The 13,368-nt window shown below is 68.9% G+C and carries 12 protein-coding genes and 2 tRNA genes; 10 read left to right on the top strand and 4 right to left on the bottom strand.

What is annotated here, in order from left to right; all coding sequences use genetic code 11:
- Nucleotides 1-69 precede the first annotated feature (69 nt).
- Together JN22_RS20560 and JN22_RS20565 are read left to right on the top strand one after the other, a co-directional pair.
- Complete coding sequence (locus tag JN22_RS20560) at nt 70-288, top strand: succinate dehydrogenase assembly factor 4 (RefSeq protein ID WP_085555704.1); 219 nt, start codon at nt 70-72, stop codon at nt 286-288.
- 175 nt (nt 289-463) lie between these two features.
- On the top strand, nt 464-934 hold the full coding sequence (locus JN22_RS20565; RefSeq protein WP_085555705.1) for a thermonuclease family protein: 471 nt from the start codon (nt 464-466) through the stop codon (nt 932-934).
- Nucleotides 935-1,010: 76 nt separating this feature from the next.
- Here the strand turns inward: JN22_RS20565 and JN22_RS20570 are convergent, their stop codons facing one another.
- Together JN22_RS20570 and JN22_RS20575 are read right to left on the bottom strand one after the other, a co-directional pair.
- Complete coding sequence (locus JN22_RS20570) at nt 1,011-1,931, bottom strand: replication protein RepA (protein WP_085555706.1); 921 nt, start codon at nt 1,929-1,931, stop codon at nt 1,011-1,013.
- Between the two features lie 297 nt (nt 1,932-2,228).
- Entirely contained in the window at nt 2,229-3,068 is an 840-nt protein-coding gene (locus tag JN22_RS20575) for a universal stress protein (RefSeq protein WP_085555707.1), read from the bottom strand.
- Nucleotides 3,069-3,310: 242 nt separating this feature from the next.
- Here JN22_RS20575 and JN22_RS20580 point away from each other — a divergent pair, with 242 nt between their 5' ends.
- The 3 genes from JN22_RS20580 to JN22_RS20590 all read left to right on the top strand — a co-directional run bounded on the left by JN22_RS20580 (nt 3,311) and on the right by JN22_RS20590 (nt 6,520).
- Entirely contained in the window at nt 3,311-3,535 is a 225-nt protein-coding gene (locus tag JN22_RS20580) for a hypothetical protein (protein ID WP_143268370.1), read from the top strand.
- The gene (locus tag JN22_RS20585) at nt 3,511-5,277 is read left to right on the top strand and encodes a putative bifunctional diguanylate cyclase/phosphodiesterase (protein WP_223677816.1); all 1,767 of its coding nucleotides are present in this window, start codon (nt 3,511-3,513) and stop codon (nt 5,275-5,277) included. The genes JN22_RS20580 and JN22_RS20585 overlap by 25 nt, the downstream gene beginning before the upstream one ends.
- A gap of 253 nt (nt 5,278-5,530) precedes the next feature.
- Nucleotides 5,531-6,520, top strand: coding sequence for a hypothetical protein (locus tag JN22_RS20590; RefSeq protein WP_085555709.1), 990 nt, complete (start codon nt 5,531-5,533; stop codon nt 6,518-6,520).
- A 25-nt stretch (nt 6,521-6,545) separates the two neighbouring features.
- On the opposite strand, the gene JN22_RS20595 is transcribed toward JN22_RS20590, so the two are convergent.
- On the bottom strand, nt 6,546-7,214 hold the full coding sequence (locus JN22_RS20595; protein ID WP_085555710.1) for a response regulator: 669 nt from the start codon (nt 7,212-7,214) through the stop codon (nt 6,546-6,548).
- Nucleotides 7,215-7,702: 488 nt separating this feature from the next.
- On the opposite strand from JN22_RS20595, the gene JN22_RS20600 reads away from it, so the two are divergent.
- The 4 genes from JN22_RS20600 to JN22_RS20615 all read left to right on the top strand — a co-directional run bounded on the left by JN22_RS20600 (nt 7,703) and on the right by JN22_RS20615 (nt 10,799).
- Complete coding sequence (locus tag JN22_RS20600; RefSeq protein WP_085555711.1) at nt 7,703-9,586, top strand: methanol/ethanol family PQQ-dependent dehydrogenase; 1,884 nt, start codon at nt 7,703-7,705, stop codon at nt 9,584-9,586.
- Between the two features lie 90 nt (nt 9,587-9,676).
- Nucleotides 9,677-10,324, top strand: a complete 648-nt coding sequence (locus JN22_RS20605) for a pentapeptide repeat-containing protein (protein WP_085555712.1) — start codon at nt 9,677-9,679, stop codon at nt 10,322-10,324.
- A 112-nt stretch (nt 10,325-10,436) separates the two neighbouring features.
- Nucleotides 10,437-10,511: transfer RNA gene (locus JN22_RS20610), tRNA-Gly, on the top strand.
- Nucleotides 10,512-10,724: 213 nt separating this feature from the next.
- Nucleotides 10,725-10,799, top strand: a tRNA-Gly gene (locus JN22_RS20615).
- 123 nt (nt 10,800-10,922) lie between these two features.
- On the opposite strand, the gene JN22_RS20620 is transcribed toward JN22_RS20615, so the two are convergent.
- On the bottom strand, nt 10,923-11,558 hold the full coding sequence (locus JN22_RS20620) for a glutathione S-transferase family protein (RefSeq protein WP_085555713.1): 636 nt from the start codon (nt 11,556-11,558) through the stop codon (nt 10,923-10,925).
- 222 nt (nt 11,559-11,780) lie between these two features.
- On the opposite strand from JN22_RS20620, the gene JN22_RS20625 reads away from it, so the two are divergent.
- Entirely contained in the window at nt 11,781-13,151 is a 1,371-nt protein-coding gene (locus JN22_RS20625; protein ID WP_085555714.1) for an aspartate aminotransferase family protein, read from the top strand.
- Nucleotides 13,152-13,368: the final 217 nt, after the last annotated feature.

Consider the following 13,368-nt stretch of genomic DNA (forward strand, 5'->3'; position numbering starts at 1 on the left):
CCGCCCCGCCTCGCCGATGATATGGGCTTGGCCGAAGCCCCCGTTCAAGATGGTTGCACGCAGGTTGCCATGACCGACAAGACCCCCGCCGCCCCCGCCCCCGCCGCACCGACACCCCTTCCGGTCGATCCGAAGGCGGACGCCACCACGCCGCCCGCCGGGACGGCTTCCGACGCCTCCGCCCTGACGGGGCCGGAGCAGAAGCCCGGCGAGATCGGCGGCCCGCAGGGGCCGGAACCGACCCGCTACGGCGACTGGGAGTTCAAGGGGCGCTGTTCGGACTTTTGAGGCGGACCGGGTGATAGGGAGAATAGGATTTCTGTCTGATTGTGGGCCGGAATCCAAATAGAATACAAAGGTATTCAGGAATAAAAGCCCTTATGCGCCTTGCTCCGGCCGGGCGGGCGCGGTAGTCTCGGCGCCAAGGACACGCTTTCCGTTCCTTGGCCCGAGGTTTCCTCCCATGCACGCGCTCCGCCGCTGGACATCGACCGCCACGCTGGCCGCCGCCTTGGCCGCGGCCTGGGCCCCGTCGGCCGGCGGTGCGCCCGCCACGCTGCCCGGCCCGATCCCGGCGGAGGTCGTCGAGGTGGTGGACGGCGACACCCTGACCGTCCGCGCCATCATCTGGCTCGGGCAGTCGGTGGAAACCAAGGTGCGGCTCGACGGCGTCGACGCCCCCGAAATGCGCGCCCACTGCCCGGAGGAGAAGGCGCTGGCGGAATCGGCGCGCGACGCGGTGCGCGAGCTGGTCGGCGTCGGGCTGGTGCATCTCCTGGACGTGCAGCCCGACAAGTACGGCGGCCGGGTGCGCGCCCGCGTGCGGGTGGCCGGCGGCGGCGACCTGACCGAAGCCCTGCTGAGGACCGGCCTGGTCCGGCCCTATCATGGCGAGCGGCGCCAGCCCTGGTGCGGGGAATCCGGGCCGAGTTGAGAGGGCCAGGCCGGGAGGGGAGGCGTGGGGTTAAGCGACCGGTCGCCTCACCCCACGGCGCCCGCCGGGACCGGCCTCAGGCCAGCAGGCGGGCGATCGGCGGGCGGCTGGGGTGCAGGACCACGCCGTCGTCGGCCGGCTCGACCTTGGCGTCGGGGTAGGCGGCCAGCGCGTATTGCAGGGCCTGCACGAATCGCGGCTTGAAATGCTTCATCTGGTCGTAGCCGGCGCCGAACTGGGCGTAGAGCGACGGCCAGGAGATCGGCTGCGGCCGTTGCAGCGAATGCAGCCGGTAGGCCAGCCAGACATAGAGGTCGAGGCTGAGCGAGCGGTCCTTCAACTGCCGCACCGCCTCCTCCAGCAGCGGCACCGGGTGATCCTGGAGCGCCTGGAAGAAGGTCTCGTCCAGTTGCACCACGTCGTTCCACAGCGTGCCCTGCCGCTGGTCGCCGAGATCGTCGTGGAAGATCAGGCCGCGCTTGACGATGCCGCCCTTCTCGAAGACGTCGGCGTTCTCGCCGTCCCAGAAGAACTTCAGCGTGCAGGCGGAGATGCGCAGCGACTGTTCGCGGAAACCCTTGAAGGTCTCGCCGCCGACGCTGATCCCCATGCGGGTCAGCCAGTCGCGCATCGAGCGGCCGAGTTCCACCTCGCGCCGGCCGGTGCGCACCGCCTGGGTTTGCAGATAGATCAGGATCATGCGGGCGCGGGCGCCATAGGGCACGCCGAACAGCTTCACCTTGCCGTTCACCTTCAGGCGGCCCGGCTCGACCAGCAGCGTCACCTGATGGCCGCGCTTCTCCCAGGGGGCGTCGTCGGCCAGCTTCTTGTGCGGCAGGCTGGTCAGGCAGAAGCCGCTGTAGGTGATGCCGAGATGCTGGTTCTCGTCCGCCAGGATGTCGGCGGCGATGTCGACCAGCGGACGCTCCTCCGGCCGGACGAGCGCCCTCGCGCGGTCGCGGCCATGCTCGATCACCAGCCTGTGTATGTCGCCCATCGCCGCCCCACCAAAATGTTGAGGCATCCTGGTGAGCCGGCGGCGGGGGAGTCAATGTGGGGTTAGGCGACCGGGCTATTTGCGGCTAGTTGGATTTCTTATTAGTTGATTCGCCGCTTCTCCCCAGGGGAAAGCCCCGAGTCGCGCCGCTTTCCCCCACGGTCCGGCCGCTTTCCCCCACGCCGGGGGACGGGGAAAAGCGGGCCGGTCGCTTTTCCCCACGGCCGACTCCGCGACGACTCCACAGCGCCGCCAGGGCGACTCCGGCGGGAGCGGTCGCTTAACCCCACAGGCGCCTCAGTGGCTCATCAGCACGGGCACGGTCATGTGCTGGAGCATGAAGCGGGTCATCCCGCCCAGCACCAGCTCGCGCAGGCGCGACCGGCCGTAGGCGCCCATCACCAGCAGGTCGCAGCTTTCGTCCGCCGCGACGTTCAGCAGCGTGTCGCCGGCCTCGACCACGTCGGTGCTGATGTGCGCCGCCTCGACCTTGCAGCCGTGGCGGGACAGGTGGCGGGCGATGTCGGCGCCGGGCTCGTCGCCCAGGCCGTTCGGGCCGGGCTTCGGGTTGGCGGCCATCACCACCACCCTGCGGGCCTGCTCCAGCAGCGGCATGGCGTCGCCGATCGCGCGGGCGGCCTCGCGGCTGCCGTTCCAGCCGACCAGCACCCGCTCGCCGATGCTGGCGAAGCGGCCGGCGTAGGGCACGACCAGCAGCGGGCGGCCGGTTTCGAACAGCAGGTCGGCGGGCTGGGCGACCGGCGTTTCGCGGTCGTGATGCGGGTCGGGCTGGCCGACGATGATCAGGTCGGCGTAGCGGCCGCGCAGCGCGGCGGCGGCGGTCGGATCCCCCTCGATGGCGACCCATTCCGACCGCTCGGTCCGGCCGTGGCGGCGCATCGCCTCCTCGAAGCGGCGGGCGGCGGCGGCGGCCTGCTCGTCCAGCGCCTTGCGGCGGTTCGCGCGCAGCTCGGCCGGAAGCTCGGCCTGGATGTAGCCGGGAAGCGCCACGTCGGTGAAGGTGTAGAGCGCGGTCAGATGGGCGTCGGTCTGCGTCGCCAGCCGGGCGGCCAGATCGAGGCGGGCCTCGGATGCGGCCCCGCTGTCGACAACGACCAGCAGATCCTTGAAAGCCATGGCGTCGTTCTCCCCTGATGCCGTTGATCCGGGGCGCCGGCCGGGCCAACGCCCCTATTTGTCTTGGCAGTATAGGGGGAAAGCGCCGGTGCTGGCGACCGTTCGAATGGGAAGCGCAGGCATGCCCGTTGCGCGCGACTCTCTCAAAACGGATTGGTTTGGCGAATTGAGCAACCTTGGATTTTTTCCCGGTAACGGGTGGAAGAATGATACTTCTCAGGCGTCGCGGCAGGAGCAATCGCATGGGCACGCAAGATCAATCGCAAAAACAATTTGATTCCCTGCCCAGCCGCAACCCCGGCTTGCGTGAATACTGGAGTATGAAGCTTGATTGTCGGTTCCGATCTCGTGGAAACGGCAAAGATAAGGCTCGTTTCGGTGGCTTTGGTTTTGACGCGAAGGCAACACATCGCGTAAGTGTTGGGCGACGATTTCCCGCTGGTTGCTCCGCTCTTTCCTCGCCATGAATCCGGACCCCCACATCTCCGCGCTGGTCGAAGCTTTGTCCGGGACCGCCTCCGGTGCTCCGGCGCTCGACACGCTGCGCCAGATTCTTGACGCGATGCCGGTCAAGGTCGGGCTTCTCGATCGCGAGCGCCGCCACATCTACGCCAATCGCGCGTATCTGGAAATGATGGGCGCCACGCTGGATCGCGCGCTCGGCTCCACCATCGGCGACATGCTCGGGCCGGAGGTGCAGCGCAGCACGACCAGCCTGGTCAAGCGCGCGCTGAACGGCGAGGTCGCCGGCTCGGAAGGCTGGATGACCCAGGCCGACGGGCAGCAGCGCTACATCCTGCGCGTCCACGCTCCCCACCGCACGCCGGACGGCGCCATCGCCGGCTATTTCGTCATCATCCAGGACATGACGGAGCGGCGGCAGGTGCAGGACGACCTGTTCCGCCTCGCCTACTACGACCCGGTGACCGGGCTGGCCAACCGCCTGATGCTGCTCAAGCACATGGCCGACTACCGCAACATGGGCGAGCCCTTCACGCTCGTCATCATGGACATCGACCGCTTCGCCGACATCCGCACCAGCCTGGGCCAGGCCTTCGCCAACGAGCTGCTGGACGACCTCGCCCACCGGCTGGGCGCGCACGGGGCCGCCTTCGACCTGATCGCGCGCGTCAGCGACCACGCCTTCGCGCTGCTGGTCGCGGGGCCCTGCGACCGGCCGGTGGTCGAACGCTCGCTGGACGAGCTGTCGGGCGTCGTGCGCTCGGCGCGCTCCAGCTCCGGCGGCACGGTGTTCCTGTCGGCCAGCATCGGCGTCGCCGTGGCGATGCCCAGCCACGAGCGGCCCGAGGACGTGCTGCGCGACGCCGAGATCGCCACCGGCCGCGCCCGCGAGCAGGGCGGCGGCCGCCAGAGTTGGTTCGACCCGGCCATGCACGCCCATGTGGTCGAGCAGGTGCGGATGGAGAACGACCTGCGCGGCGCGCTCCAGCGCGGCACCGACCTGTGGGTCGCCTACCAGCCGATCGTCGAGATGGTGACGGGGGGCCTGGCCGGCTTCGAGGCGCTGGTCCGCTGGAACCACCCCGAGCGCGGCAACATCCCGCCCGGCGTCTTCATCCCCATCGCCGAGAGCACCGGCCTCGTGGTGTCGCTCGGCACCTGGGTGCTGCGCGAGGCCTGCCGGCAGATCGCCCTCTGGCAGGACCACCGCGAGCCGGGATCGGCGCCGCTGTTCATGAGCGTCAACCTGTCGACCCGCCAGCTCTCCGACCCGAACTTCGTCGAGGTGGTGCGCGAGGTGCTGCGCGAGACCGGGGTCGAGCCGTCCTGGCTGAAGCTGGAGCTGACCGAAAGCGCGGTGATGGACAAGGCGGAGCAGTCGATCCGCCTGCTCCAGGATCTGCGGGCGCTCGGCATCAAGCTGTCGATCGACGATTTCGGCACCGGCTATTCGTCGCTCTCCTACCTCCACAAGCTGCCGATCGACAGCCTGAAGGTGGACCGCTCCTTCGTCTCGGCCATGCACCAGTCGGAAGAAAACCGCGCCATCGTGCGCATCATCATGGATCTGGCGCGCCTGCTCGGCTTCGACGTCATCGCCGAGGGCATCGAGACCAGCGCCGACGCCAACCTGCTGCGGGCGCTGGCCTGCGACTATGGCCAGGGCTACCACTTCGCCCGGCCGCTGCCGCCCGAGGACGCCGGTAAGCTGGTCGGCGGCGAGCTTCCCTGGCAGGCGCCGCGCTGACGCGCGGGAGCGTCCTGTCCCTCTCCTGACCGACACGGATAGCGGCGCACCCGCGCCGCCATTCCGCGATTCATGGAAACCGCCGCTTTTTTCCCGCCACCGCGCGGTTCCCGGCGTCGTCGCCGCACGCCTGCACGCTTCGCTTTCGAAGAAATGCACCCCAGGATTTTGTTTTTCTTTGTGTGACAACCTGGAATTTACCCGTTATCCTGTCCTTCCGGCATGTGAACTCTCGTGGGATCGCTGAGGCATCATGAGCAGCCTGTCGTCTCTCTCGTTCGGAGTCTCCAGCCCGGTCAACCGTTCCGACATGGTCGAGCGGTTCACGGCGGGCGGCTCGGTCACGGCGGGCAAGGCCGCCGGCACCGGCTACGGCGCCGTCGCCGACAGCGTTTCCCTCAGCCCGCTGGGGAAAGCGCTGCGCGACGAATCCCTGACCGCCTTCAACGCCCTGTCCGACAAGCAGCGCAACCAGTTGGTCAGCCTCGTGGACAGCGGCAAGATGACCGGCGAGGAGGTCCACGACGCGCTCAAGCAGCGGGTCAAGGAAGCCCGCTCCGGCGCCCTGGCGGCGATGCGCCGCATGTTCGACAACGACAACGCCGGCCTCGACCTCGGTGGCGGCGACCTGCGCAACGCGCTGGGCGCCACGCTCGACCGCCGCTCCTCCCTGATGGACAAGCTGGCCGCCGCCACCGATCCGGGCGAACGGAAATCCCTGTCGGACACCCTGTCGGCGCGCGGCCTCAACCCGTTGCTGAGCAGCGGCCGTTCCGGCACGGACCGCTCCGTCATGGCCTCCTTCTTCGAGGAGAATCCCGGCGACTCGCGGCTGAACAGCACCCGCAAGGAAGGCGACGCGGCCTACAAGCTGGAGTCCCTCGGCGTCGATCTGGGCGGCATCGACGAGGCCCTGCGCCCCATCGGGGAGGAGGACGCCAGGGCCATCCTGTCGGAGCGGGCCGGCCTGCCGTCGTCGCGGGCGGTGGCGCACGACGCCTCCTTCTTGGCGGCCGACGCGCTCCGGCAGGGCTTTACGATCGGGGCGCCCCGTGACGGCGTGCTGGACGGGCTGGGCGCCCCTCCGCCCCGCTTCGACACCGGCGGCGGCCCGGTCGGCCAGCCGCGCCGGATCGATGTGCCCAAGGCGTCTCCCCGCGTCTCCGACATCGCCCCCGCCGCCGCCAGCGCCAAGCCCGACCCGATTGTCGATTATCTCAAGGGGCTCCAGGTCCGTTATTGACCGGGCGTGTCGGCCGGGCGGCGCCCTACCCGGCGAGACCGGCGTCGATGGCGATGCGGACCAGGGCGCGCGGACCGTCGGCGCCCAGCTTGTCCTTGATCTGGGTGCAGGCGTTGGCCACCGTCTTCCGGCTGATCCCCAGCGAATCGGCGATCGCCGCCGCCGTCAGCCCGCGCCCGAGAAGGCCGAGGATCTCGCGCTCCCGCAAGGTCAGCGGGGCCAGCGGGTCGGGCGGTGGCGACAGGGACATCAAGGCGAGGTCGCGCGCCAGTGCGTGGTCGAGGTGGATGCCGCCGGCCAGAACCCGTCCGACCGCCGATAGCAGGGTGTCCAGGGCGCTGTTCTTGGCGACGTAGCCCTTCGCCCCCGCCTTCAGCGCGCCGGCCGCGACCGCCGGATCCCCGTACCCCCCGCCCTGACCGCCGCCCTGACCGCCGCCGCGCCCGCCGAAGACCAGGACGCGCGCCGCCGCGTTTTCCGCCAGCATGGCCCTCATCACCCCCATGCCGCCGTCCGGACCGGGAATGTCGGGGTCGAGCACGACGATGTCCGGCCGCTCCGACCGCCACAGCGCCAGCGCGCCGCCGGCATCCTCCGCCTCGACGACCCGTCCCAGACCGGCGTCGCCGAACAGCCGCCGGCAGCCGGCGCGGATGATGGGGTGGTCGTCCACCAGCAAGATGGTCGCGGTCATCGGAAGCCCTCGCTGGCTGGGATTGCGGCTGTGCGGAAGGGTAGCAACCGCGCCGTCCGCCCGGCCATGAGCCCTTCGATCAAGCTCCCGCGGGCAGGATATTTTCCCGGATCACGATAGGAATTCATCCTATTTGTTGGGGGAATTCATCATCCGTCCAACGTCCCATTGTCGCCGCCCCGGCTTTCGGAGAAACAATAGGACACGGCAAGACGACGAAGGCCGATCCGTGCGGGGGTCTGCTTTCGCCGGTCTCAGGCGGATCTTGCCGGATCAGGGCTTTTTCTTGGAAGCGGCGCCCTTTCGCGCGTTCCGTCATTCCCGGCCGGGAGGCATCGCACTCCCGTCTTCCGGCCGGATGGCGATGGACGGCCGCGGGCCGGCGCCGGCCGCTCCGCCGAAAGTCCGATTGCCCATTCTGCTCAAAGTCCGGCCACCCGGATTCGGATCGCCCGAATCCCCAAGGGCCAAACATTCGGGGGAAACGCATGACAGCTTGGTCCCATAAGGCGCGCTCTCGCCTCACGCTCGGCGCCAGTGTGGCCGCCATCGTCGCCGGTCTGCTCGGCACCGCCCTGACCGCCGCGCCGGCCTCGGCCGCCGACGTCACCTGGGACGACATCGCCAAGGACGGCAAGACCAACCACGACGTGCTGATGTACGGCATGGGCGTGGAAGGCAAGCGTTTCAGCACCCTGAAGCAGATCGACACCTCCAGCGTCTCGCGCCTGGTGCCGGCCTGGTCCTTCTCCTTCGGCGACGAGAAGCAGCGCGGGCAGGAGACGCAGGCGCTGGTGCATGACGGGGTGATCTACGTCACCGCCTCCTACTCGCGCATGTTCGCGCTCGACGCCAAGACCGGCAAGCGGCTGTGGTCCTACGCCCACCGCCTGCCCGACGACATCCGCCCCTGCTGCGACGTGGTGAACCGCGGCGCCGCCATCTATGGCGACAAGGTGTTCCTCGGCACGCTCGACGCCTCGATCGTCGCGCTGAACAAGAACACCGGCAAGGTGGTGTGGAAGCAGAAGTTCGCCGACCACAAGGTCGGCTACACGATGACCGGCGCGCCGACCATCGTGAAGGACCAGAAGACCGGCAAGATGCTGCTGATCCACGGCTCCTCGGGCGACGAGTTCGGCGTCGTCGGGCGGCTCTACGCCCGTGATCCCGACACCGGCGAGGAGATCTGGATGCGCCCCATGGTCGAGGGGCACATGGGCCGGCTGAACGGCAAGGACAGCACCGTCACCGGCAACAAGGAAGCGCCGTCCTGGCCGCGCGACAAGGACGGCAAGCTGGTCGAGGCGTGGAGCCACGGCGGCGGCGCCCCCTGGCAGAGCGCCACCTTCGACGTCGAGACCAACACCATCGTCATCGGCACCGGCAACCCGGCGCCGTGGAACGGCTGGGCGCGCTGGCCGGGCGACAGCCTCTACACCTCGGGCCAGGCCTACGTCGATCCGACCACGGGCGAGCTGAAGGGCTTCTACCAGCACACGCCGAACGACGCCTGGGACTTCTCCGGCAACAACGAGCTGGTGCTGTTCGACTTCACCGACTCGTCGGGCAAGACGGTCAAGGCGACGGCGCACGCCGACCGCAACGGCTTCTTCTACGTCACCGACCGCAACAAGCTGGCCAACGCCGGCGGCGAGGCGAACAAGCCGAACAGCGTGCTGGCGGCCTATCCCTTCGTCGACGGCATCACCTGGGCCAAGGGCATCGACCTGAAGACCGGCCGCCCCATCGAGAACGAGGGCCAGCGCCCGCCGTTGCCCGTGGGCGACGAGAAGCGCGGCAAGTCGGTCGAGGTTTCCCCACCCTTCCTCGGCGGCAAGAACTGGAACCCGATGTCCTACAGCGAGGACACCGGCCTGTTCTACATCGCCGCCAACCACTGGAAGGAGGATTACTGGACCGAGCATGTCGGCTACAACCCCGGCTCGGCCTATCTCGGCATGGGCTTCCGCATCCACAAGCTGTTCGACGACCATGTCGGCACGCTGCGGGCGCTTGATCCCAAGACCGGCAAGATCGCCTGGGAGCACAAGGAGGAACTGCCGCTGTGGTCCGGCACGCTGGCGACCGCCGGCAACCTGGTCTTCACCGGCACCGGCGACGGCTACGTCAAGGCGTTCAACGCCAAGACGGGCGAGGAGCTTTGGAAGTTCCAGACCGGCTCGGGCATCATCTCCTCCCCGGTCACCTGGGAGCAGGACGGGGTGCAGTATGTCGGCATCACCACCGGCTACGGCGGCGCCGTGCCGCTGTGGGGCGGCGACCTCGCCGACCTGACCACCCGCGTGACCCAGGGCGGGTCCTTCTGGGTGTTCAAGCTGGCCGACGTGAAGGTGTCCAGCGTCAAGTGAGGCGCTGTCCGTGACGGGCGGGGCGGTTCGGCCGCCCCGTCCTTACCGCTTCCTTGCCCTCCGTTTTTTGCCGGAACCGTGGAGACGTTGATGAACGCGAGCCTGCGCGCGCTGTGCCTGTTGAGCGCTCTTGCCCTGCCCGCCGCCTTGTCCGGGACCGGCGCGCTGGCGCTGGCGACGGAGAGCGAGCCGAGCGAAACCTCCACCGAAGCCCTCGTCGGCGGCGGCGAGGAGCCGAGGCCGACCGAGGTGGCCGGCTGCAAGCTGGTGCCCAAGGCCGTCTGCCCGAACCTGGATCTGCGCCACCGCAACCTGCGCAACATCGACCTCGGCGGCGCCGACCTGCGCGGGGCCAACCTGATGCGGGCCGACCTGCGCCACGCCAACCTGCGCAACGCCGACCTGCGCGGCGCCATCCTCGACGCGGCCGACCTGCGCACCGCCTTCCTGCAAAACGCCAAGCTGGAGGGCGCGCGGATGCGCGGCGCCAACCTGGAGCAGGCGCGGGCGAGCGGCGCCGACTTCCGCCACACCGACCTGACCGCCGCCAGCCTGGAGGCGATCAAGGCCGACAAGGCCGACCTGACCGGCGCCAACCTGGAAGGGGCCGACCTTCAGGAGGCCAAGCTCGCCAACACCAACCTGTCGGGCGCGGTGATGGAGGGGACCAAGATCCGCTTCGCCATCTTCCAGGGCGCCTTGATGGACAATTGCCGGGGCTGCCCGACCGACTGGTGAGCGGCCAGCGGGAAGGGGAGGGCGGCTTTTGGGAAAAATGCGGGAGACCGCGTTTTTCTGCTTGCGGGAGCGGTCGGATTTCCGTAGAAAGCCGCTCCCGGACGACGGGAACGCGGGCGTAGCTCAGGGGTAGAGCACAACCTTGCCAAGGTTGGGGTCGAGGGTTCGAATCCCTTCGCCCGCTCCAGTTCGTCAGGGCACGGCAGGTGCTGGACAGCACGGGCCGGACAGCACAGCGAAGACCAAAGGGCCGGGCGCGCACAGCGCACCGGCCCTTCGCTTTTCCGGCCTCCGTTTTCCAGCCTGTGCCGCGTGACGATTATTTTTCGGCGCGGCGTCAGATTCCCTGTTGCGGAGCCGGCCGGATTTCCGTAGAAAGCCGCACCCGGACGACGGGAGCGCGGGCGTAGCTCAGGGGTAGAGCACAACCTTGCCAAGGTTGGGGTCGAGGGTTCGAATCCCTTCGCCCGCTCCAGTTCGTCAGGGCACGGCAGGTGCTGGACAGCACAGGCCGGACAGCACAGCGAAGACCAAAGGGCCGGGCGCGCACAGCGCGCCGGCCCTTCGCTTTTTCCGCCCTTCCGCTCGGAACGACGGATCAGAAATACGGAGCCGCCAGCCCTTCCGCCGCGAAGACGGCCTTCACCGCCGGGCGTTCCAGGACGCGGGCGAGGTAAGGCCCGAGATTGGGCAGGCTGCGGGCCGGGCGCCGCATGAAGCGGGTCCAGCGGCACAGCATGAACAGATACGGATCGACCGCCGAGTAGCCGCCGTCCAGCATCCACTCGCGCCCGTCCAGCGCCCGGTCCAGCCCGTCGAACTGGTCGTTCAGCCGGGCCTCCGCCACCCGCCTGAAGGCGGCCTGGGCGTCGGCGCCCTCGACGTAGCGCTCCGGATAGAAGTACAGCAGCATGTCGGCCTGGACGCTGTTGGTCAGGTAGACCAGCCATTTGTAGAAGGCCGCGCGCTCGGGCGTGCCGACGGCCGGGGCGAGGCGGGCCTCCGGGTGCGCGTCGGCCAGATGCAGGCAGATCGCCGCCGCCTCGTACAGCACCAGATCGCCGTCGACCAGCGTCGGGACCCGGCCGTGCGGATTCAGCGCCAGATAGTCCGCGCGCTTGTGCTCCGCCTTGTCGCGGTCGAGCAGGACCAGATCGAAGGGCGCGCCGATCTCGCGCAGCAGGATGTGCGGCGCCATCGCGGCGGTGCTGGGCATGGCGTAGAGGGTGGTCAAGGGAGCCTCCGGATCCGTGGAACGACGCGTAGCGGGGCAATAGCGCCGGACGCGGCCGTCGGTCCAGCGGTCATCGCCCTCTCCCGTGCCCGCGCATGGCACGATTGCCCGAAGCGCGGGTTTGTCGCGAGACCGAACTGTGCGTATGATCCCCGAGGCTGTTTAACATATCGAACACCCCGCGACGAATTGGGGGTTCGTTCCTCGAACAGGAAGAGCAAGATGACCGCGATCGGCAACTCGGCGGCAAGCCGCGACAAGGCCTTCGTTCTCCACCCCTACACCAACCTGCACGCCCACGAGACCCAGGGCCCGCTCGTCATCGAGCGCGGCGAGGGCGTGCGCGTCTTCGACGACGCCGGCAACGCCTACATCGAGGGCATGGCCAGCCTGTGGTGCGTCTCGCTGGGCTGGGGTGAGGAGCGTCTGGTCCAGGCCGCCGCCAAGCAGATGCGCCAGCTCTCCAGCTACCACATCTTCGGCCACAAGTCGCACGAGCCGGGCATCGACCTCGCCGAGAAGCTGATCGCGCTGGCCCCGGTGCCGATGTCGAAGGTGTTCTTCGCCAATTCGGGATCGGAGGCCAACGACACGGCCATCAAGCTGATCTGGTACTACAACAACGCGCTCGGCCGGCCCGAGAAGAAGAAGATCCTGGCGCGGACGCGCGGCTATCACGGCGTGACGGTGGCGACCGCCAGCCTGACCGGCCTGCCGAACAACCACCGCGACTTCGACCTGCCGATTGCCCGCATCCTTCACGCCGACTGCCCGCACCACTACCGCAACGCCAATCCGGGCGAGAGCGAGGAGGACTTCGCGACCCGTCTGGCCGAGCAGCTGGAGGCGCAGATCCTGGCCGAGGGTCCGGACACCGTCGCCGCGATGTTCGCCGAGCCGATCATGGGGGCCGGCGGCGTGGTGGTTCCGCCCGCGACCTACTATGAGAAAATCCAGGCGGTGTTGAAGAAATACGACATCCTGCTGGTCGCCGACGAGGTCATCTGCGGCTTCGGCCGCACCGGGAATTTCTGGGGCAGCCAGACCATGGGGATGCGTCCGGACATCCTGACCTGCGCCAAGCAGCTGTCCTCGGGCTATCTGCCGATCTCGGCGGTGATGGTGTCGGAGGCCGTCTATCAGGCCTGCGTCGACGAGAGCAAGAAGATCGGCACCTTCGGCCACGGCTACACCTACTCCGCCCATCCGGTGGCGGCGGCGGTGGCGCTGGAGACGCTGGCGATCTACCAGGAGCGCGACATCGTTTCCCATGTCCGCGACGTCGCCGCGCCCTTCCAGAAGCGGCTGAAGGCGCTGGCCGACCATCCGCTGGTCGGCGAGGCGCGCGGCACCGGCCTGATCGGCGCCATCGAGCTGGTCGCCGACAAGGCGACCAAGGCCAATTTCGAGCCGGTCGGCCGCGCCGGCGCCGTGGTCAACGGCCTGACCCAGGAGAACGGCCTGATCATCCGCGCCATGGGCGATTCCATCGCGCTGTGCCCGCCGCTGGTCATCACCGAGGCCGAGGTCAACGACATGTTCGACCGCCTGACCACGGCGCTCGACGCCGCGATCCCGGTCCTGCGCGGGTAAGGAGATCGGGCCTTCCCGCTTCGCCGCCTCCAAGCATCGTCATGCCCGGCCTTGTGCCGGGCATCCACGCGCAAATCTCACGTGCGCTCGGGGATGGCCGGGCCAAGCCCGGCCATGACGAAGGGGGAAACCGTCTTCCAGACTTTGGTATGAGGGACCCGCTGGAACCGGCGGCGACCGAGGCCGTCGGCTCGTGCGAATGTCCCAGTGGGGCGGT

Source organism: Azospirillum agricola, assembly GCF_020005195.1.
Taxonomy (GTDB): Bacteria; Pseudomonadota; Alphaproteobacteria; order Azospirillales; family Azospirillaceae; genus Azospirillum; species Azospirillum agricola.